This is a genomic window from Salipaludibacillus sp. CUR1 (assembly GCF_021028955.1).
Classification (GTDB): domain Bacteria; phylum Bacillota; class Bacilli; order Bacillales; family Salisediminibacteriaceae; genus Salipaludibacillus.
This window is the reverse complement of sequence record NZ_JAIWPE010000020.1, coordinates 133,823-154,400: the sequence shown is the minus strand read 5'-3', so window position 1 is coordinate 154,400 and position 20,578 is coordinate 133,823. Positions and strand designations below refer to the sequence as shown.

Genomic DNA, 20,578 nt, shown 5'->3' with positions numbered 1-20,578 from the left:
CGGAAAATGGGTTTAAAGTCGTTGATATAACGTTTGATTTTCATGAAACCGCCGTATACGGATCCGTACGTACGGTGGTGTGAGAGGTCGGGGGCTAATCACCCCCTCCTACTCGATTTAGGAGATGGGGAGTCATCTTCATTAACTAATTCACTTTTACATCGAGAAGGGGGGCGTACTGCTGGGAGCCGAAGATATCTCCGTCGCCTGGGTCGCCGCTTGGGCGCGGGCGTTTAATGGTGAATTTGATGGCATAGGCCGGGTCATACTCCACAAAGTCAGTAATCTGATCAGGGGCGATCTTATATAGATCGGCCACTGTTTCTTTAGTCAGGCATCTCGAACTCTTCACCAGGTCATATTCTTTCTGCTCACGGAAAATGATATCAAAGGTAATTTGGTCAGTCCCCGCATTTTTGCTCCGTATCGTTTTGGCTATATCGTTTAAAGTGGTGGTACTCATAGTATGCAGCCTCCTTAACTTAATTAAGCTTCAGCTTTTTCCAGTTGCTGGTTTACATTAGTGAAATGGACGTCGAACAGCTCCAGCGGGTCTGATACCGGAATGATATGATTCAGGGTCCACGTATAAGTGGCGCCGGCGTAAATCACATCGTCAATAAGATAGGCGGCCGTGCCTGCTGTGCCTTTTACTTCAGGAAGCCGCGCGTAGAAAATCTGTCTGGTGGCATATAGGGTCAGCGCTTCCGCTACTTCTTTGGAGTCGGCGACTCCTTCTGCAATGACGCACAGTTCATGTGACTTGGTTTCTTTGATCGGCTCCATGTCACCCATCACGCCATTTTTTCCATAGACTTTCATATTAAGGTGGTAATCTTCACCTTCGAACTCTTCTGCCACCTGTTCTTCAGCAAAGGCAATCACCTTATCGATATTTTTGATTGTATAAGGGTCGCGGATACCGGCAATTCCGATGTATTTTTCACCAACCTTGCCTGAACCCTCCAGTTTCACTTTAATATCACCCTCAACAGGCACGTATTTCGAGTTGGTAATACGGCATGTCTTTTCATCGTACTGTTCGTATTTACACTCGGACATATCGAGCATGCCGCCGGCGAAATATTCATAGAACGGATTGGCCCGTTCATACATGGCGTGGCCTGCTACGGAAGCTATCGTACATCGCTGGTCTGGGTGCATGGCTGTCACTTTGACATCGTCCTTGGTAATGGTGCCGATCACACTTTCTTTTGCTCCGTATGGCTCAGCGCAGAAAGACGCGCATTCCAGAACTTTCCCCAGATAATAGGCGTTATGTTCAGGGAACCCTTCATAAATGGCCGGAGCGGCAAATATGGCACAGTCGCTGGAACGGCCTCCTATGATCACATCAGCGCCGCTTTCCAGCGCCTTAACAAACGGGTGGATGCCTGCCACAGCGATGACTCTATCAGAGCCATCAATATGTTCAGCTGTTGCGGGGGCTCTTCCGTCCAGCCCTTCAATTGTGATACCGCTTTCAATCTTGTTTTTAACTTTTTCCTTATCCACTTCTGAATAGAAATAAGCGAGTTTAAATGGCGGAAGGTTATGTTCTTCGGCGAGATCTTTAATAATCTGGACATACATATCAACACGGCTGTTCGCTCCTGTATCGCCTGAAGAACCGATAATCATCGGAACTCCCTGTTCGCGTGCGGCAAGAAGCATAAGCTCCAGATCATGCTTCTGCCACTTGTACATGCTGACAGAACGGTCGTCCCCTAAAGCGGAAGGCCCGATGTCATCACTCCCCGAGTCGCAGCAGTAATAATCCGGTTTAGTTTCTTTCGCTAAATAGAAGCTTTTTTCTTTTGTAGGAGCAAACCCCAGGTGGCCATTTGGACATACGATACGTAAACTTTCTTTTGACATAACAATCCCCTTTCGAAAAATGAAATACACGTTATAACCAGTTATAAATCACATTGTATCACGAGATTAATTTTTGTCAATTCAGAAATTTAAAAATAAAAGGGGGACACTTCCAGTGTACTTTACGGAGAAAGTTTTTTAACCTAAAGAAAGAAACCCGGCAGCAGGGCCCGGTTTCTGATTTGTTCAAGGTAGCTTTACATGTCTCTTGTAATAAAAAACTTATATTTATCTCCACGGTAATACGTTTCTTTATATTCGAGGGGAGTCTTATCTTCATACACAATAGATGTGACACAGAGAACAGGAAACCCCTGGGCGATATTCAGGGCGCTGGATACCTGTTCAGCCGCGGCTTTTGCTTCAAATGTCTGTTCAACATGCGTGGGGTTAAGTGAGTCTTCTTTCTGATAGAGATCAAGAGTGGAGAATGGAATCCCTTTATTAATCGATTCTACGGATGCCTCTCTCAATAACTGCCCGGTTTCATATGGAAAGTAACTGTTGTAAAAGACAATAGGATTTTCATCGCCAAGGCCAAGAAGCTGAAGATTGTACACTTTATCCATCACATCAATATTTAACAGGCGTGATAATTGAAAATCACTGGTCATAACTTCAGATGAGATCAGTTCAGTTGAAGCAACCAGGCCCTGTTTAAGTAACGTGGAGCGAAAGGTGCTCATTTTAGGGAGTTCCTGCTTAATCTTCGGTTTAGCGACGAAGGTTCCAACACCGTGAACACGGTATAAAATCCCTTCCCGCTCAGCCAAAGCTATCGCCTGCCTGACGGTAATGCGGCTCACATTATACCGTTCCCCCAGTTCACGTTCTGACGGAATTTGCTCTTCTGACTGGTATTTACCAGACTGAATATCTTTGGAAATTAAATTTTTCAATTGTTCATATAAGGGAATTGTATTATTTCTTTCCAGCACGACCTTCACCTGCATTTCTGTCAAAAGATATAGTTTAAATATACCACAAAAAGGCCTGTATATAGAAAGAATAGGATTTATAAATTTAACTAGGTAAGCGTTTTCAAAATAAATGTTTGATAATTGCAAATAATCTGATATAATACGAAAAGACAGATTGATATAACCAGTTATGGTCTGGTTATGATTTCCTCAGGAAAACAATGGAGGTGTTGTGATGTTTGGGGTACCTGGGCCCATATGGATGTTGATTGGACTTGTTGTCTTTGTCGCGATTATGTTTGTTGTGTTTAAAAGGCCGATGTATGAAGTGATGACTGTATCATTTTTCTTCACAGTGGTCATTTCAGGATCTTACCATTTGATGTGGGAATCTTTGATATTTCCGTCGACCAGCAGTTTATTCTACGCTATTTTTGCATTTATGGTAGTGGCAGTGTTGTTTGATGCGACGAAAGTGGTTGAAAAAATCATTAATCTCATGCTGTCTTTAGTCGGAAGGTTCAGAGGCGGGGCAGGGTTCGTGTCGTTATTAGGAAGTACGTTTATGGCATCGCTGTCAGGCACCGGTCCCGGAAATGTAGCGGCAACAGGCGTGTTTACGATCCCGACTATGAAAAAAGGGAAGTACCCGGCGCCGCTTGCAGCAAGTACAGAGATGTCTGCGAGTATGCTTGGAAACATTATTCCGCCTTCAGGTATTGTAATTTTAACATTCGGGATCTTAAATGAAGTCCAGCCGGGAAGTATTTCTCTCAGTACGTGGATGATTGCCGCGTATGGCGTGGGCCTGTGGTTCTTCATACAGCGGTGGCTCACATTGTGGCTGTTATGCCGTGTTTACAAAGTTAAGCCGATTCCTAAAGCAGAACTTCCTAAGTTCAATCCAAGTTTAAAAATTGGCTGGCCAGCTTTATTGCTGCCGTTAATTATTTTTATCCCATTGTTTTCAGATGCCCAGTTTAGTGATTTCATCATTGGAAGAATCGGAGAAGAAGGGGCTGCAGCTTATTCGTCATCTATTTTAATGATCACGCCGGGTCTTGCCGGCGCTTACGCTTTATTGATTGGCAGGAAAGCACTGCCTGAACAGAAAGTCCGTATTGCCAGGCTTTTGGAGATATTTAAAGGATCGGTTACGAAAGTGGTGCCTATCGGGTTAACGATTTATATGGCGTATGCGACCTCGCAGATTTTCGCAGGGATGCAGATGGAAGCGACCGTAAGGGACTGGTTTGTATCGCTTGATTTAAGTCTCGGTCTGCTGATTTTCATCCTGCCGCTGTTTTTCATGGTGCTCGGTATGGTATTGCCTGGTTCCGCACAGGTGGCCATTCTCGGTGGAGCGATGATTGCTGTATTTGCCGCTCTCGGAGGCGACCCTGTATTATTTGCTCTCCTGCTGCCAGCTATGACAGGGGCACTGGAAGGAATGACACCTCCTCTGGCACTGGGGATGTTTGTGGCCATGGGGATCGCAGGATCAGGATTTAAAGAGACAGCCAAACTGGCTATCTTATGGATATTGCTTCACATTGTTTTAAGTATGATTTTGCTGACAGGCTTGCTGCCGATTTTCGGACTATAACAAACGGAGGGATAAACCTATGAGTACTGCAATTTCCTGGTTGGAAAAAGGTTACGGTTTTATCGCGTTTATTACAATGCTGCTCGGAGTGGTCACCGGCGTTCTGTTCTTTATTTCTTTAATTATCGGAGGCAGTGCGGGACAGTCACTTGCGGTGTTTGCGGGAGAAGCGATGATGATGGGAATCAAGCTGGCCTCTTTGGCAGTGGTTCTTGGAATAGGCTATATTTATGCCTCTAAAACTCACACTCTTAAAATTGGCGATGAAAAGAAAGCGGTTACAAAAACAGAGGTTGTAACCAGTCAGAGTGGGAAAGAAAAAGTCGTATGAGTTTGTGGATTGGTGTGACCGTTCATGCGGATGCGGGCATGCATGATGATCTCTATCCCGGCCATCCGCTGTATTATACGGAGAAAAAATATGCCAGCGTCCTGTTGCATCATGGGATGAATCCAATTATTTTACCGGTCATCCATGACAGGGCTGTTATAGAGGAATACGTTGAAAGGCTTGATGGTCTGCTGCTCACTGGAGGCGGCCGCCTCCGGCTGGATAAAGCGGTCTCTTCCAGTCCTTCTCTTAGAGATACAGGTAAAGAACGCTATGAATTTGAGATGAGTCTGCTTGAACGTTCAATCAACAAGTCTTTTCCAATATTGGGTGTTTGCCGCGGTGCTCAGATGATGAATGAGTTTTTTGGCGGAGAGGTGGAGGTAATGGCTGAAACCACGTGGCCCGTCCACCACCAGGAAATAGAAGGCATTTCACAGTCTGAGGCGGTCCACCAGATCTTGATCGATGAAAACAGCCGTCTGTCTGAATATACCGGTGCTAAAGAAGCTGCTGTGAATTCATTTCACCGGCAATATATGAGCAGGATTGGAAAGGGACTGGCAGTTTCAGCCGTTTCTGAAAAAGACCGGGTGGCTGAAGTGATAGAAGGTGAAGACCACCCATGGCTGATTGGCACACAGTTCCACCCGGAGCATTTATATGAGAATCACATGGCTTGGGATAACCTGTTTAAAAGTATGAAAAAAGCGGCGCTTGCTAGGAAAGCACAGGCTGCCGGCTGATTGAGACACTTTTTGGAAAGGCAGCCAGGCGCTTAAAAATCGAAATATTACAAAAATTATATTGACAAAGGTTGAAAAGGTACATTAAGATTATCAGTAATAAACCGCTCCAAGAAAGACAGCCTCTTTCGTGATCAGCGGTTATCACCAGTACCTTTTCGACAGTTCAATCATTTACAACTGCGGAATCTATTTAACTCCGGGGGACCGGAGCAGTTTAGTAGATCCAAGCCAGTTATCCATTTAGCAATGGGATAACTGGCTTTTTTTGTAGACATTTATGTGGAAAGTGCAGAAGAAATTTACACTAACTTTTTTAAAAAAGAAGAAAATGAAAGGCAGGTAGTTGGCATGTGCGGAGCATTGGAAGGGATAAGAGTCCTCGATTTGTCGAGAGTGCTGGCAGGACCTTACTGCACGATGATTTTAGGAGACCTGGGCGCAGAAGTGATCAAAGTGGAAGGGCCCGGAGGCAGTGATGATACACGCCAATGGGGGCCGCCGTACACAGGAGGTGAGAGCGCGTATTATTTATGCGCCAACAGGAATAAGCGGGCGATAACCTTGAATCTGAAAACTGATGAAGGAAAAGACGTATTAAAGAGACTGATAAAGAAATCGGACGTGATTATTGAAAACTTCAAAAACGGGACGATGGATAAATGGGGCCTCGGCTACGACCAGCTGAAAGAAATTAACCCTCAGATTGTCCACTGCTCCATTACCGGCTTCGGGAGAACCGGACCTTATAATGGCCTCCCCGGTTACGACTTCGTTATCCAGGCTATGAGCGGTCTGATGAGTATTACAGGGAGCGAAGAATCGGGCCCGATGAAGGTGGGGGTCGCTATCTCTGACATTTTCTCCGGCTTGTACGCAGCGATCGGGATTCAGGCCGCGCTGATGGAGAGAGACAGGTCCGGCAAAGGGCAGAGCGTGGATATTTCGCTGTTCGATTCGCAGATTAGCGCGCTGGCAAATGTGGCAAGCAACTATCTTGTCTCAGGCAAAGTGCCTGACCGACTCGGAAACGAGCACCCGAATATCGTGCCGTACCAGCCCTTCCCGACCGCAGACGGCCAGATGGCCGTGGCAGTCGGAAATGACGGGCAGTTTCAGAAATTTTTGGATGTGCTCGGGCTGTCGGAGCTGAAAAACGATGAACGATTTACCACCAATTCCAATCGTCTTGAGAACAGGAGAGACCTGGAGACGTTCATCTCTGAAAAAATGAAAACGAGGACTTCGGATGACTGGCTCGCCCAGTTACAGGAACAGGGCATTCCTGCCGGACCTATTAATACCGTGAAGGAAATGTTTGAGGATCCCCAAGTAAAAGCAAGGAATCTTGTAAAAGAAGTCGCCCATCCGACGGCAGGTAAAGTCAATCTTGTCGGCAGCCCGGTCCGTTTATCCCGGACCCCGGCAGAAGTCACCCGGCACCCGCCTCTGGCTGGTGAACATACGGAAGAGGTGCTTACTGAAGCAGGGTATTCTGAAGATGATATTTCAAGTATGAGAGCAGAGAAGATTATTTAATTTTTAGCGGCAAAAGGGTGGATCGTTCAGACGGTTTAAATGAGCCGGCAAGCTAACCGGGGAATGGATCTCGCCACCTTTCCAAAACGGAAGGTGGGGATGGACGGATGTTCATGCACGGAAGCAGCCGGCGGATAACATATAAAAAAACAAGACTTATAATTCAGGAGGAGAATGATTATGATGAACTTTAATTTTTCAGAAGAGCAGGAAATGGTAAGAAAAATGGTGAGGAGTTACGTGGATAAAGAGATTATGCCTCATATAGGCGAATGGGACGCCGCGAGCCATTTCGAGCCAAAGGTGCTGAAAAGACTGGCGGAACTTGATTTAATGGGGGTGTGTATCCCTGAAGAATACGGGGGGAGCGGCATGGATTACAATACGCTCGCGATCGTGTGTGAAGAACTCGAGCGTGGAGACACGGCATTCCGAACAGCCGTATCTGTCCATACCGGCCTGAACAGCTTAACGGTGCTTCAGTGGGGGAATGAGGAGCAAAAGCAAAAGTACCTCGTACCCCAGGCGAAAGGTGAAAAAGTCGGCGGCTTCGGTTTAACTGAGCCGGGCGCGGGGTCTGATGTGGCTGCCATGCAGACAACTGCTGTCAAAGACGGAGACCATTATATTCTGAACGGCTCAAAAACATGGATTTCCCTTTGTGATGTGGCAGACTATTTCCTTGTTTTTGCCTATACCGACAAGACCCAAAAGCATAAAGGGATTTCAGCGTTTATAGTCGAGCGGGAGATGCCGGGCTTCTCTTCCAAAGCCATTAAAGGCAAGTTGGGCATCCGGGCTGGCAATACCGGCGAGCTGTTCTTCGATGATATGAAAGTGCCGGCGGAAAATATGCTTGGCGAAGAAGGCGAAGGGTTTAAAATCGCTATGGCTGCTCTTGATAACGGGCGCTTTACAGTCGCTGCCGGCGCATGCGGCCAGATCATGGCCTGCCTGGAAGCGAGCGTGAACTACTGCCACGAGCGGAAAACGTTCGGGAAGGAAATCGGCAAACACCAGCTCGTTCAGCAGATGATCGCCAACATGGAAGCGGGACTGCAAATGTCAAGGCTGCTAGTATATAAAGCTGGATGCCTGAAAAATGAAGGAAAGAGAAATACGAGAGAAACGTCGATGGCAAAATGGCAGGCCTGCAACTTCGCCAACGAGGCAGCAAATGACGCGGTTCAGGTTCACGGCGCTTACGGCTATTCCAATGAGTACCCGGTGGAACGCTACTTGAGAAATTCCAAAGCCCCTGTCCTTTATGAAGGAACGAGGGAAATCCACACCGTCATGCAGGCTGAATATGTCCTCGGCTACCGAAGCGACAAGCCTTTATCGAAAAGCCTTCCGAAATGGCCATTCGAAGAAGCCTCGTTGGAGGTTTAATGGGTTGAGGTGGACGGCCTGGTGAGGAAATTGGATTGACAAGGCTGTCGGCTGGCCGGGGGAAATTAGTAAGCTGGGTCAGACGGACGATTGGCCGTGGAAACCAATTTGACAAGCAGAGTAAGGTAGCTGGCTGGGAAAATTAATAGGCTGGGTCACTGAAAAAAGATTTATAAGCAGGGGGCGGCTAAAAAAGTACAGAACTAGCTGCAACATGGCCTGGTATGAGATCAATCTCATATCAGGTTTTTTCTTGTTTATATGAGAGTTTGAAGATCTTTAGGGGAGGAGGAGACTATTTGAAGATTTTTCGGAAATCGTATGTTATATATTTCCATTTAAGGTTGCACTAATTACTTCACTAAAAAGAGGATATTTTAATTAAATGATGAAGTAGTTAAGGGTGAATTATTGGATGAAAATAAAGGAGAGTAAATAGAGGAGAGTGGCGAATGTGGAAGGGATAAATACGATTTTTATTGCCGGTCATGCAAGGCTGCCGCAGGGGATGGCAGCTAAAAGCATGTTCGAAACGCTGACAGTGACAGCAGAAGTGGATCGCAAATACGGAGTGATTATCGATGCGTCTTGTACACTGGCCACTGAACATGGCCGCGAATTCATCGGCCATTTACTAAAAGGGTTCAGTGTGAAAGATGATGTGGAAAAAATGACGCAGGTTATTCAGGAACATTACCGCGGAAAAGCCACAAACGCCCTTACGGCGGCTATTAAAGATTTAGAGGTTCAGTATAAGGGGATTTAGAAGTATGGAGGGCGGCAATTGAGTTGCTAGCTGTCTTAAGTAAGAGGCGACATTTATAAGTATCGGAAGAACGGAAAATGAAAGTGTGTAAAGGCATTCAGGCTGTGGCCTGAATGCCTTTGCTATTGGAGATAATTGACGGAGGAGTTGTCGGGTATTTGATGCACTCGGTGAATTATTTGATGCAGTTGCGGGGAAATTTGATGCACTCACTCCAATATTTGATGCAGTTCCGGCGATATTTGATGCAGACACTCCAATATTTGATGCACTTCCATCATTATTTGATGCACTCCCCCGATTCCGGCTCCTCCACTTAAGAAACCAACAATCGATTGGGGCACTTTGGGCGGGGATTGTTACAGATCGGCCCTCGATTGTTGCAGTTTGAGTTGGGATTGTTGCAGATTCGCCCGCGATTGTGACATTAAAGAGTAAAAGAACAGGAGCTTTAATTTTCGCTCCTGTTCCAACCTGCGGCCCCCTCCCCCTGCTCTGTATACTTTTTAAAATTTCCGCTCCACCTCCACAAATGTATCGTGGAAGGCAATCCCTTTAGCTCCAGCGCAATTGTCCCCCATATCTGTTTCGAGAACAGGAACTAACTCATTTACATTAACACCTTGGTTAGGATACCAGCCTGTATAGATCATAACGACATCATGTGCCACTCGATAGGTGACTTGTGCTTTTAATGTGAAAGCGCCATAATCATTAAAAACTTTCACCATGTCTCCATCTTCTATCCCGCGATCCAGAGCTGTTTTTTCGTGAATAGCAATAAACGCTTCGCCATCTTTTCCTAATCCTAAAAAATGAAACTGTGAATTTAGTGCGTAAGGATCGTGAGGAGTCAATAGCTGTAAAGGATAGTTCTCTTCTGCGTTGGTTGCCTGATTAATAGGCAATGGGTTATACCCGTCATTTTTTGCCCGTTCAGAGTAAAATTCATATTTCCCGGATGGCGTGTCGAACTTCTTGTTTCTCCAGGCAATTTTAGAAACTGCAGGGAAAATCAGGCGTCCTTTTGCATCGTCAAAACGAGGAATACCAAAAGCATTAGTTGCAGCTTCAGTCCATTGTTTTCGTAAATAGTCCTCGTTTGAATCATGGACAGGAAAGTCGGAGGGGTGACTGAAACGGTCGTCCACTTTAGTTGCAATCAGCTGCATAATCCTCAAATCGGATTGGCTTTCGAAATAGGGCTCAATGGCTTTCTCATTTAATGCCAGTCCTCGATGCCAGTAGCTCGCAGCAATATCTTCTTCTTCAAAATGAGTGGTGGCAGGCAAGATAAGGTTTGACCACCTTGCCGTTGGAGTCATGAATTGGTCCACGGTCACGACAAAAGGAATAGCATTAAAGTGTTTGCGGATCTGCTGCGGCTGGGGATCTTGAACGAGAGGATTTCGGCAAGTGACCCACATGAACTCAAGCGGCGGTTCAAGGCTTGTGGGACCATCTTTAATCCACTTTGTCATCTCCAATACACGATTACTTTTATCTTCGTGCTCATTAAAAAAAGCCTGCTGATTCTTAAATACCCATGTATCCGAGTGAGCATAGTGGACACCTGCTCCTTCTTTCCCTATCATTCCTGTTGAAGCAGCTAACGCGTTAATCGTACGGACCATCTGCCCGCCGTTTGTATGACGTTGCAGACCAAGACCAATCCAGTGAAAGACGGGCTCGGAGGTCATGAGTTTTTCCGTTAGGACTTCCAAAGCTTTGTCCTCCATACCCGTTTCTTGCAAGACGTCCACTCGGGACAATTTGTCTAATTTCTCGCTGAAACGTTTAAAGCCAATAGTGTATTGGTCAATAAATGACTGATCCGCAAAACCTTTCTCAATCACTGTCTTAGTTAAAAAATTAGCGAGAGCGCCGTCAGAACCGGGTTTAATTTGAATATAGATGTCCGCGATTTCTGCTGTTTGAGTGAAAATAGGATCAATTACAATTAGACAAGCGCCGCGGACCTGAGCTTGTTGGATGAGTGGAATGCTGTGAATACTGGTAGCGGCTGGATTGCCGCCCCAAATCACAATCACTTTTGCTTTAGCTAATTGGTCAGGGTCGGAAGAAACAGATCTCCCAAAATCGTAAACCGTTGCATCAAAGCCTGCTGATGAACAGGGGGAGCCGACTATCCGGGTGGTTGGCCCGATGCTTGAGAAGAATTCTTCAGAAGCATAATGTTTTACGCCTAAGTTACCTGTATATTTATAGAGGGCCACAGGGAGAAATGACTGGTAGGTTTGGTCAATTTTAATTAACCGGTTCTCAATTAATTCAATCGCTGTTTTCCAGCTAATTCTTTTAAAATTTCCGGATCCCTTAACCTCCTGGTAATAAGGGTATTTCAATCTTTTCGGATGATAATTACGTTTTATATAAGAATAGGCTTTGGCACAAAGTGTGCCGTTAGTATAAGGATTTTCTTTGTCCCCTGTCACCTGATAAAGCTTTCCATTTTTGACGTGTGAAATCATGGTACATGTGCTGTAGCAATTACGGGGACAGACATGCCGCTTTTGAGTTGTTTTTTTGTGAGGGTTTAACATGGTCCATTCCTCCAAGGGAAAATGTCATGAAATTGACCGGATGACTCGTTGAAACAAGCTTATTCTTATTATAAGCTGAAAGGAGATACAGATGGTAAATTTCACCTAATTGTCATAAGGCAAAGGAGTTGGGCGAGATGTCGGCTACTCAATATTATTTCAGTATGGATACAGGGAAATGTATTCGGTGCAAAGCTTGTGAGACTGCCTGCAATCAGGAAAATTCTTCGAAAGGTGCCCGCCACCGCAGAAGTTTTATAAATTACGAAGTGGAAAAAACTGAAAGTGTTTACCTGTCTATGTCATGTAACCATTGTGCAAATCCGGTTTGTGTGGTCATCTGCCCAAGAAATAATTACTCAAAAAAAAGGAACGGAATCGTGGTACATGATGCTGAGTCATGCGAGGGATGTAAACTGTGTGTGGAAGCTTGCCCTTTTCAAGCACCGAAATATAACCATGAGACAAATCGTGTGGATAAATGTAATTTTTGTGCAGAGAAAGTAGAAGGTGGAAATCTCCCGACTTGTGTAGCCAGTTGTCCCACCCAAGCTTTGACATTTTTTTGGACGGATCGGTCGGTAAAACTTAATAATGATTACGCTGCCAAAATTCCAATGTCTTATTTCACGAAACCTTCTATCCAATTCAGGTCGGATAAACCTAAAATGCAATTTTTCAGAAAGGCATGAACTCATATGACGATCAGCTTACAGAAGTGGTTGCTTACGCATCCTCTGCAATCAATCAAGTTTTTGACCCCCTTAAATGACGAAGAGGTGTTTTTCCAGCGCGTTTGCGAGGATCTCTCAACGATTGAAAAGAATGAACAAGTGGTCTTTTATATTCATTCAGTAAAAAGGAATAAAGATGTCTCTCTCGTAAATGAGATATTCTCGGCTGTTCAATTAACAAATGTCATCGGGATTGTCTTGTATCACCCTCAAAAAGTGTTATTCGAACAGGAGATAAAAGACTTATTTACTGCTTTCCAGGTTCCTGTTATCCAAATAATTGAAGCATTGAAAAAAAATCATTTGAGAGAATTTGGCCTGTCGCCATATGAAGAAATAGCCCGGGAGCTTAAGGAATTTAAGACTGAAGATACCGGTCCTCTGGCCCAAAAGGTGGCGAAAGCGACAAATCTCCCTCTTATCTTTGTTGATCCCATATATAAAATCACCTGGAAGCAGGAAACATCAGAAACAGAGCGAAACTTTGCTCAGTGGGTGACTGAACAGCGTCCCAGCTGGCTGCAGTCGTTCTTTTATGACTTGGAAGCCTTTCTTCAAGAACCTTTAAGCTGGCAGCAGGAGAATGGAAAGGATATTTACATTGGTAAATATCCAATTCGGCTTCAAAATGGAGTGAGAGAGATCATTTTAACCCCAAGTAATCCTTCCAATTGGAAAAAAGAGTGGTTATATAAGCTTGCCTCGTTAATTTCGATAAGTAAGCAAAAGGATAGCGAAATGGAAGAGTTTAATCACAAGTTTCAGTCTCATTTTATATACGATCTCATCTACAATAATTTTGATTCTCAAAAAACGATTATAGAACAGGGAAAAACGTGGGGATGGAACTTTGAAAGGCCTCATCATTTAGCTGTTCTGGATGTCGGTCTGAATGATACGGCAGTGAGTGACCCTGATTGGAATATGGAGCTGCACGATTTCATTCAGAAGAATTTTAACGAGCGTGGGAATTCATTTATTATAAATTTTCAAGAGCAGCTGCTTATTTTCGTGGAAGAAAAAAATGTAAACGAAAAAGCTGTCCATAAAAAAGTAGTGAAAAATTTCTTTCAAACTATTATTCGAGCCTGTGAAAAGAAGTGGCCGGAATATGTGTTTTCCATTGGGATTGGCAAGTGTTACCGCCAAACGAGGCATTTAAATAAAAGCTTTCAGGAGGCGAAAATGGCTCTTCAGCTTGGACATGAGTGGTCTAAAGAAGAAAATGTATTTCATATAGAAGACTTAGGAGTCTTACGGCTGCTGTTTTATTTAAACAAAGACCAGCTTCTTGATTTCAGTAATGACTATTTAGAACCTCTGTTGGTAAGTGACCGGGAGAACGGGACAGATTACATTAATACTCTTAAGTATTTTATCCTTCATGATATGAGTATTCAAGAAGCATCCCAAGGTCTCTTTATTCATCAGAACACCTTGAGAAAACGGATGAGAAAAATTAATGAATTGATAGGATTGGATGTCTATGACCATCAGGATTTTATTAATGTAAGTATTGCTGTAAAAATACACTCAATTGGATATTTGCATTGAAACAGAAGGATGTCCCAAAAGTTCAGCTTTTGAGGACGCCTTTTTTTTAAGTGTTTAAACCTTAAAGACCAAATGTATCCCCGCTGCTCCCTCTTTTTTTGATACCCATTACTTCAGCCTTCGTTTGCCTTTTATAAAAAGTTCAAAAATCATTCAAATATGTATGAAATACATTTGCCTAGTGTGTAGTTACCTACACTCAACACTTGTGAAGTGTGTAACAAAATACACCGCTATGTCTTATTTAACCTCTTATACTTAAAGTAAGGTTTACTGTAAGGCAGCCAGGACTTAGAGGTAAACCGGTTTTTCTAAAATTATCTCATAAAACAGGAGGGGTCCTATGGCAACAGAGAGTCCACAAAAAATAGACATTCAGCCGTTATTAGAGATTAGAGCTTTTTATTATGATTTTTTAAGACGGGTATTTCGAGAAGAACCAGGGGATACCTTTCTCCGGCAATTAAAAAAGAAAGAGGTATCGCATTTTCCTCTTATTGAGGAAAATCCGCATTTATTACGCGGAGTGCGGGAGGTGATAAATTATCTGAACAGTATGGGCATAGGGGAAGCGATCGACACATTACATTGGGACTACACAAGAATGTTTATTGGCCCTTATACACCGTTGCCAGCCCCGATATGGGAATCTGCCTACAGGAATAAAGATGGATTGCTTTTTCAGAATGAAACCCTGACGGTAAGGCTCGCTTATTTGAAACATGCGTTTCTTCCACGGCAGTTCGGTAAAGAAGCGGACGATCATTTAGGGCTGGAACTTGATTTTATGTATCAGCTCAGTTTAAGGAGTATGGAATCTTACCAGGGTGGAGACACCGCCACATTCTACGCTCTTTTAGCAGATCAGGAACTATTTTTACATGAGCATTTAGGGAAATGGATTCCTCATTTTTCAGAAAAAGTTCTTCAGGAAGCAGAAACGGATTTTTACAAAGGAATGGTCAAAATTCTTCAAGGTTTCTTGCACTTAGATAGTGCAGCTCTTGAGGAACTTATGGAAATAACTCACTAAGTATTCAAAAACAGTGGAGGTGAGCATATGTCACAGTTGATTAAGAAAGCAATGGGAGCGCGGTTCAGCCGCAAATCTTTTTTAGGGGGAGCGGCGGCATTGATGGCGGCAGCAGTCGTTCCAACATATGGGTTGAAGAAAATTGATTCGCAAGCTGCGGCAGAGAAATTGTCAGAAGAGGGACGGTGGGTTTCTGCCTCGTGCTGGCACAATTGTGGGGGAAGATGTTTAAATAAAGGGTTCGTAGTGGACGGAATCGTTACAAAACAGAAAACGGATAATACACACGAAGACAGCCCGGATTATCCGCAGCAAAGAGGATGTGCGCGGGGAAGGTCGCAGAGACATCAAGTGTTTGGGGTGGATCGATTAAAATATCCAATGAAACGAAAGCATTGGGAGCCAGGTGGCGGAAAGAAAGAGCTTCGAGGTAAAGACGAATGGGTTAGAATTTCCTGGGATGAAGCGCTGGATCTCGTTTCTGAAGAATTAAAACGAGTGAAAGAAAATTATGGGAATGAGGCCATTCTAGGATCGAGCCGTTTAATGAACCACTATGGCGGTGCTTTAGTAAGATGGGGGTCTTCCTCGTCAGGAGCATGGGGAAAACCTCAGGAACATATGGCTAATTTTATGTCGTGGAGTGCAAACGACCGGATGGACTGGAGGAATGCTAAGCTTATCGTTATGTGGGGATCCAACCCGGCATGGAGCAGTGCCGGAAACCCGACATATAACCTCCTGCAGGCCAAAAAGGCAGGGGCGAAATTTATCTTTGTTGATCCATATATGAATCCAACAATAAAAGCTTTGGGGGCGGACCTTGTCCCTTGCCGTCCTGGCACAGATACTGCTCTTCTCCTTGGGATGGCTCATCATATGATTGAGAATGATCTGCATGATCAGGAATTTCTTGATAAATGTACCGTCGGCTTCGACAAAGATCATATGCCGGAAGGGGCCGATCCTGAAGAAAACTTTAAAGATTACGTTTTAGGTACTTACGATGGGACGCCAAAAACACCGGATTGGGCTTCAGAAATTTGCGGCACTGACCCGGAAAAGATTCGTGAATTTGCACAGCAAGTAGGTACTGTGAAACCTATGATTTTCACTTCTTCTTTTGCTCCTGCCCGTACCTTCCGGGGACAGCAATTCTGCCAGGCGTTTCTTACAGTTGGCTGGATGACTGGAAATGTCGGAAAATCAGGTGCGGGTGTATGGACAATGAGTTATGGAAGAAACCAAAGTTACGGAGGCAAAACGCTCGTTAGCCCAGGAGACAGAGGACTGCCGAGAGTCGAAAATCCGCTCTTTCCAGGTGTCACGTATGGGGCTTATGACGGGTACCGGTTTGGCAACCCGACGAGTAAAGACTTTCACGGCATGGCTTATACCGAAACATACGATGCCATATTAAATAATGAATATCACGCCACTGTCAGAGGGAAAGTTCCGTGTGATATCAGATTGATTTGGAAAGTACGTCCAGGTAGCGGGGATAACTTCCTCAATCAGTCATCTGATATCCAAAAGGGGATTAAAGCTTTCCGAAAGGTTGATTCAGTCATCACGAATGATATAGTTCTTTCTACTATTTCTAAATATGCGGATATTGTACTTCCGGCTACGACAGAATGGGAAAAAGAAGGGCGTATTAATACTGGAAACCCAGAAGCCATTTTCGTCGCACAAAAAGTGACAGAGCCTCTTTTTGAAGCAAAGACAGAAGAGTGGATGGAGATGGAGATCGCCAAACGAATCGGCCTTGATCCTGAAGAACTTTACCCAGTTGATGAAAAACAGCAATTTTTTAATAGTCTGGCCGGAGCCCAGGTCATTAAGGATAACGGCGAGGAATACGAGCCGCTGGTCACTATTACAAAAGAGGACATTAATAAATGGGGAGTAGCAGGAGAACCTCAGAAAGGGAAAATTAAGCTGGATGAGCTGTTAGAAAGAGGCGCTTATCAAGTGCCGCGGGCGCCGGGCGACAATCTTACCGTTATACAGGGGGAAGCTTTCGTAAATGATCCGGAGAAGAATCCTTTGGAAACAAAGAGCGGAAAACTTGAAATTCATTGCCAGCCGCTGGCAGATGATATTCAAGCGTATGGATTCACCTCCATTGCACCGATTGCAAAATATGAGCCTCCGGTTGAGGGGATAGAGGATACGTACGAAAATTGGAATAACAAAGTTAAAGGGGAATTTCCTTTCCAGCTTTATACCATTCACTATCCAAGACGTTCCCACTCTGTGTTTGATAATGTTCCTCAGCTTCGCGAAGCCTTTCCGCAAGAATTTATAATGAATACACGGGATGCAAATGAGAGAGGTTTGCACGATGGCGATACGGTATTAATTAGAAGCCGTCACGGAAAAGTGGTGCGTCACCTCCACACAACTGAAAGCATGATGCCAGGCGTTGTTACCCTTGGTGAGGGTGCTTGGGTTGAATTAGATGAAGACACAGGCATCTGTAAAGCAGGGGCTACGAATATGCTTCATGGGACTCATTTGAGCGGACAAGGAGAAGAACCTTGGAACACATGTAATGTCACAGTAGAAAAGTACGAGGGAGAACAGCTCTTGCAAGACTCGGCCTGGGAGCCAAGAGTAATCTTTTAGGAGGTGAACAGTAATGGGGCAAAAAGGATTCTATTATGATTCAACAATTTGTACAGGCTGTAAGACATGCCAGATTGCTTGTAAAGATGTGAATGATCTGAAAGTCGGGTCTAATTACCGCAGAGTATACACAGTTGAGGGGGGAAGATTCCCTGAGGTATGGGGTTACTATTTATCTATGAGTTGTAACCATTGTGAAAAACCAAAGTGTGCGGAAAATTGTCCGACAGGAGCAATTTATAAACGGGATAAAGATGGACTGGTGGTTCACGATGAAGACCGTTGTGTGGGCTGTAAGATGTGTCTATGGTCTTGTCCATACGAAGGTCCTCAATACAATAAAGAAGAAGGCAAGGCCGGGAAGTGTGATGGATGTGCTGATTTAATCGATGAAGGTGAAAATCCGGCATGTGTGGATGCCTGCGGAATGAGAGCAATTGAGTTTGGCGATATTGAAGAACTCCGGGAAAAATATGGTGATCACACTGACTTGAAAGTCCTTTCTGATTATAATCTCACAAAGCCTTCGGTAACAATTAAAGCTATTCCTGAAGCTAGTAAATAATAATTTTAATAGAAAAGGAGGTCTTCATATGTTTGGTGAAGAATGGCAATTGCTTTTATTTACCCTTCTGATGCAGCTTGCGGTTGGAACCTATTTGTTTCTTACCATCGTCCGTGCATCTGGAAAGATCCCTGAGACCATAAAAATGAAAGTGACCAAATTAGGAATGGCTTCAGTAGGCCCTGTGGTAGTAATTGCTATTTTGCTGTCTGTCCTGCATTTGGGCAATCCATTTGGTGCTTATTGGTCAATTGCGAATTTTGCTTCTTCGTGGCTAAGCCGGGAGATATTATTTACTGGAGCGTTCTTCATTTTGTGGGGGGTGTCTTATTATCTTGAGCGAAAGGGGTCATGGAATCAATTATTAGGGTGGGCAGCCTCTCTGGTTGGTCTGGTGGCAATTTTTAGTATGGCCAGTATTTACGCTACCTCAATTATCCCGGCCTGGTCAGATTTTAATACGTATTTGCAGTTTTTCGGCACTACCCTTTTCTTTGGCTCGATAGCAGCTGTTTTACTGATTTTGTGGAGCAGGGAAGAGAAGACAGAAGAGCTGAATAAGATGTTAAAGAAGCTTGTAATTGTTGGGATTGCTGCTATTGCCCTCCAACTTGTTTATCTGCCGGTTTATATTGCCGGGCTGTCAATGAGCGGAGTGGCAGGAGCTGAGTCAGTTGCTCTTTTATCGAGCACTTACGTGTGGCCGGGTATTTTAAGGTGGACCTTAACCATTGCAGGAGCTGTTCTTGTGGTATGGGCCCTGTTTAAAGGCCGTAATCAAATCGTTGGAAATTACAGTTTGCTTTACGCAGCGGTAGTATTCATCATTGCAGGAGAGATATTAGGACGCTTTATTTTCTATGCGACGGGTGTTCCGATTATGATTGGTTAATAGAGAGTAAGAGACAGCTGTTTATTTAAGGCTGTCTCTTTTTCAAAAGTTAGTCAAATGTGAAACAGAAACTTGCAGGAAGAAAGTGGTAAGATGATAGGGGAAGGAGGGAATGAACATGCCTCACATGATCACCCCTGAAAATTTAAATAATATTAAGAATCCAGGTTTTCGTAACTACGTAAAAAGATATTTGGATATTGAAGAGCAGACGGACGGTGCGATAGAAAGTTTAGGAATTCCTTTTAATCGAAGTAATCAGAAAACAGCGATAGAAAGTGTGGTTAGACGTGGAGCTGCGCCGCGAAATGGAAACAAAAGCTTTTACCTTAACTGGCTTTCTCCTGCGTGCTTAGCCTGTCAAACAGGGGAGAAAAGCCACACGTCATTCATTTCTTTCAAATGTCATAAAAGCTGTTATTTTTGTTTTAATAATAATCAGGAAAATTACGCAGAGTTTCGGGTTAAGGACAACGATCCTGTTCATGAACTGAGAAAGCTGCTGGCCCGAGGTGAGGTTGTCGATTATATTGCTCTGACTGGTGGAGAGCCCTTATTGCATCCTGATAAAGCTGTGGCATTTTTCGATTTTATAAAAAAGAGAACTCCGAATACACATACCAGGCTCTATACTGCCGGGGATCTGTTGACGGATCAATTACTGGCAGATTTTCAGTCAGCGGGGCTGAATGAGATAAGGTTCAGTATTAAACAGGACGAATCGACAGAAGTGATCGAAAAGCTGTTTGAAAAGATGTCCTTATCGAAGGCCTACATCCCTCAGGTGGTGGTCGAGATGCCTGTTATTCCAGGGACGTTAAGCAAAATGAAATGGATTTTACTAGAGTTAGAGAGAATTGGGATCGCAGGAATCAATTTGTTGGAATTTTGTTTTCCAATTCAAAATCCAAATCCATTCAAAGAGAGGGGATTTGAATTAAAGTACCCTCCGTTTCAAACTTATTATAATTATTGGTACGCAGGCGGATTGGCGATTGATCAGAGCGAAGAAGAATGTTTCGAATTGCTCGCCTTTGCAGCGGAGAAAGAGTTAGCTATAGGAGTTCACTATTGCTCTCTGGAAAATAAACACACGGGCCAGCTTTACCAGCAGAATAAGGCAGCGGAATTGGAAGGTGTTTATACTTTCTCGGAAACCGACTACTTCATAAAATCCGCCAAAGTATTCGGTGAAGAACGGCATCTTGCAGAATCGTGGTTTGTTAACCGGGGCTTGGAGGCGTTCGAACACAATGACGAGCATGATTACTTAATGTTCCCTGTAGCTTTTGCCGATGACATGCGCCGGTTAGGCTTAGAAGTAGCTATTTGCTCTTCAGTTGCTGAGGAAAGGGAAGGCGAGGGTATTCTGCGGGAAGTGAAAGTGGAACTCGCATTATAATATGCCGTCTTAGGAAATCTAATTT

The 20,578-nt window shown here is 44.2% G+C and carries 17 protein-coding genes; 13 read left to right on the top strand and 4 right to left on the bottom strand.

Going from position 1 to position 20,578, the window contains the following annotated elements; genetic code table 11:
- Positions 1–145: 145 nt before the first annotated feature.
- From K8O68_RS05110 to K8O68_RS05100, 3 genes are all read right to left on the bottom strand, one after another.
- The gene (locus K8O68_RS05110; RefSeq protein WP_230895859.1) at positions 146–463 is read right to left on the bottom strand and encodes a DUF4387 domain-containing protein; all 318 of its coding nucleotides are present in this window, start codon (positions 461–463) and stop codon (positions 146–148) included.
- A 23-nt stretch (positions 464–486) separates the two neighbouring features.
- Positions 487–1,878, bottom strand: coding sequence for an acyclic terpene utilization AtuA family protein (locus K8O68_RS05105; RefSeq protein ID WP_230895858.1), 1,392 nt, complete (start codon positions 1,876–1,878; stop codon positions 487–489).
- A gap of 197 nt (positions 1,879–2,075) precedes the next feature.
- Positions 2,076–2,816 (bottom strand): GntR family transcriptional regulator, encoded by a 741-nt coding sequence (locus tag K8O68_RS05100; protein ID WP_230895857.1) that lies wholly within the window; start codon positions 2,814–2,816, stop codon positions 2,076–2,078.
- Positions 2,817–3,033: 217 nt separating this feature from the next.
- Between K8O68_RS05100 and K8O68_RS05095 the strand changes: the two genes are divergently transcribed.
- The 6 genes from K8O68_RS05095 to K8O68_RS05070 all read left to right on the top strand — a co-directional run bounded on the left by K8O68_RS05095 (position 3,034) and on the right by K8O68_RS05070 (position 9,178).
- Positions 3,034–4,404 (top strand): TRAP transporter large permease subunit, encoded by a 1,371-nt coding sequence (locus tag K8O68_RS05095; protein WP_230895856.1) that lies wholly within the window; start codon positions 3,034–3,036, stop codon positions 4,402–4,404.
- Between the two features lie 19 nt (positions 4,405–4,423).
- Positions 4,424–4,735 (top strand): hypothetical protein, encoded by a 312-nt coding sequence (locus tag K8O68_RS05090; protein WP_230895855.1) that lies wholly within the window; start codon positions 4,424–4,426, stop codon positions 4,733–4,735.
- Positions 4,732–5,481 (top strand): gamma-glutamyl-gamma-aminobutyrate hydrolase family protein, encoded by a 750-nt coding sequence (locus K8O68_RS05085; protein ID WP_230895854.1) that lies wholly within the window; start codon positions 4,732–4,734, stop codon positions 5,479–5,481. Before K8O68_RS05090 ends, K8O68_RS05085 begins: the two co-directional genes overlap by 4 nt.
- Before the next feature lie 351 nt (positions 5,482–5,832).
- Entirely contained in the window at positions 5,833–7,020 is a 1,188-nt protein-coding gene (locus K8O68_RS05080; protein ID WP_230895864.1) for a CaiB/BaiF CoA transferase family protein, read from the top strand.
- Between the two features lie 183 nt (positions 7,021–7,203).
- Entirely contained in the window at positions 7,204–8,412 is a 1,209-nt protein-coding gene (locus K8O68_RS05075; protein ID WP_230895863.1) for an acyl-CoA dehydrogenase family protein, read from the top strand.
- Between the two features lie 454 nt (positions 8,413–8,866).
- Complete coding sequence (locus K8O68_RS05070) at positions 8,867–9,178, top strand: DUF3870 domain-containing protein (RefSeq protein ID WP_093051486.1); 312 nt, start codon at positions 8,867–8,869, stop codon at positions 9,176–9,178.
- A 506-nt stretch (positions 9,179–9,684) separates the two neighbouring features.
- Here K8O68_RS05070 and K8O68_RS05065 read toward each other — a convergent pair.
- Positions 9,685–11,742 (bottom strand): molybdopterin-dependent oxidoreductase, encoded by a 2,058-nt coding sequence (locus tag K8O68_RS05065; protein WP_230895853.1) that lies wholly within the window; start codon positions 11,740–11,742, stop codon positions 9,685–9,687.
- 137 nt (positions 11,743–11,879) lie between these two features.
- Here K8O68_RS05065 and K8O68_RS21550 point away from each other — a divergent pair, with 137 nt between their 5' ends.
- From K8O68_RS21550 to K8O68_RS05035, 7 genes are all read left to right on the top strand, one after another.
- The gene (locus tag K8O68_RS21550) at positions 11,880–12,434 is read left to right on the top strand and encodes a 4Fe-4S dicluster domain-containing protein (protein WP_370640486.1); all 555 of its coding nucleotides are present in this window, start codon (positions 11,880–11,882) and stop codon (positions 12,432–12,434) included.
- Positions 12,435–12,440: 6 nt separating this feature from the next.
- On the top strand, positions 12,441–14,030 hold the full coding sequence (locus K8O68_RS05060; protein WP_230895852.1) for a PucR family transcriptional regulator: 1,590 nt from the start codon (positions 12,441–12,443) through the stop codon (positions 14,028–14,030).
- Between the two features lie 343 nt (positions 14,031–14,373).
- Complete coding sequence (locus K8O68_RS05055; RefSeq protein WP_230895851.1) at positions 14,374–15,063, top strand: TorD/DmsD family molecular chaperone; 690 nt, start codon at positions 14,374–14,376, stop codon at positions 15,061–15,063.
- A 27-nt stretch (positions 15,064–15,090) separates the two neighbouring features.
- A complete protein-coding gene (locus K8O68_RS05050) occupies positions 15,091–17,694 on the top strand; it encodes a molybdopterin-dependent oxidoreductase (RefSeq protein ID WP_230895850.1) in 2,604 nt (867 codons plus the stop codon).
- 13 nt (positions 17,695–17,707) lie between these two features.
- The gene (locus tag K8O68_RS05045) at positions 17,708–18,259 is read left to right on the top strand and encodes a DMSO/selenate family reductase complex B subunit (protein WP_230895849.1); all 552 of its coding nucleotides are present in this window, start codon (positions 17,708–17,710) and stop codon (positions 18,257–18,259) included.
- 28 nt (positions 18,260–18,287) lie between these two features.
- Entirely contained in the window at positions 18,288–19,151 is an 864-nt protein-coding gene (locus tag K8O68_RS05040) for a dimethyl sulfoxide reductase anchor subunit family protein (protein WP_230895848.1), read from the top strand.
- Between the two features lie 118 nt (positions 19,152–19,269).
- On the top strand, positions 19,270–20,553 hold the full coding sequence (locus tag K8O68_RS05035; protein ID WP_230895847.1) for a radical SAM protein: 1,284 nt from the start codon (positions 19,270–19,272) through the stop codon (positions 20,551–20,553).
- The last annotated feature ends 25 nt before the right edge of the window (positions 20,554–20,578 follow it).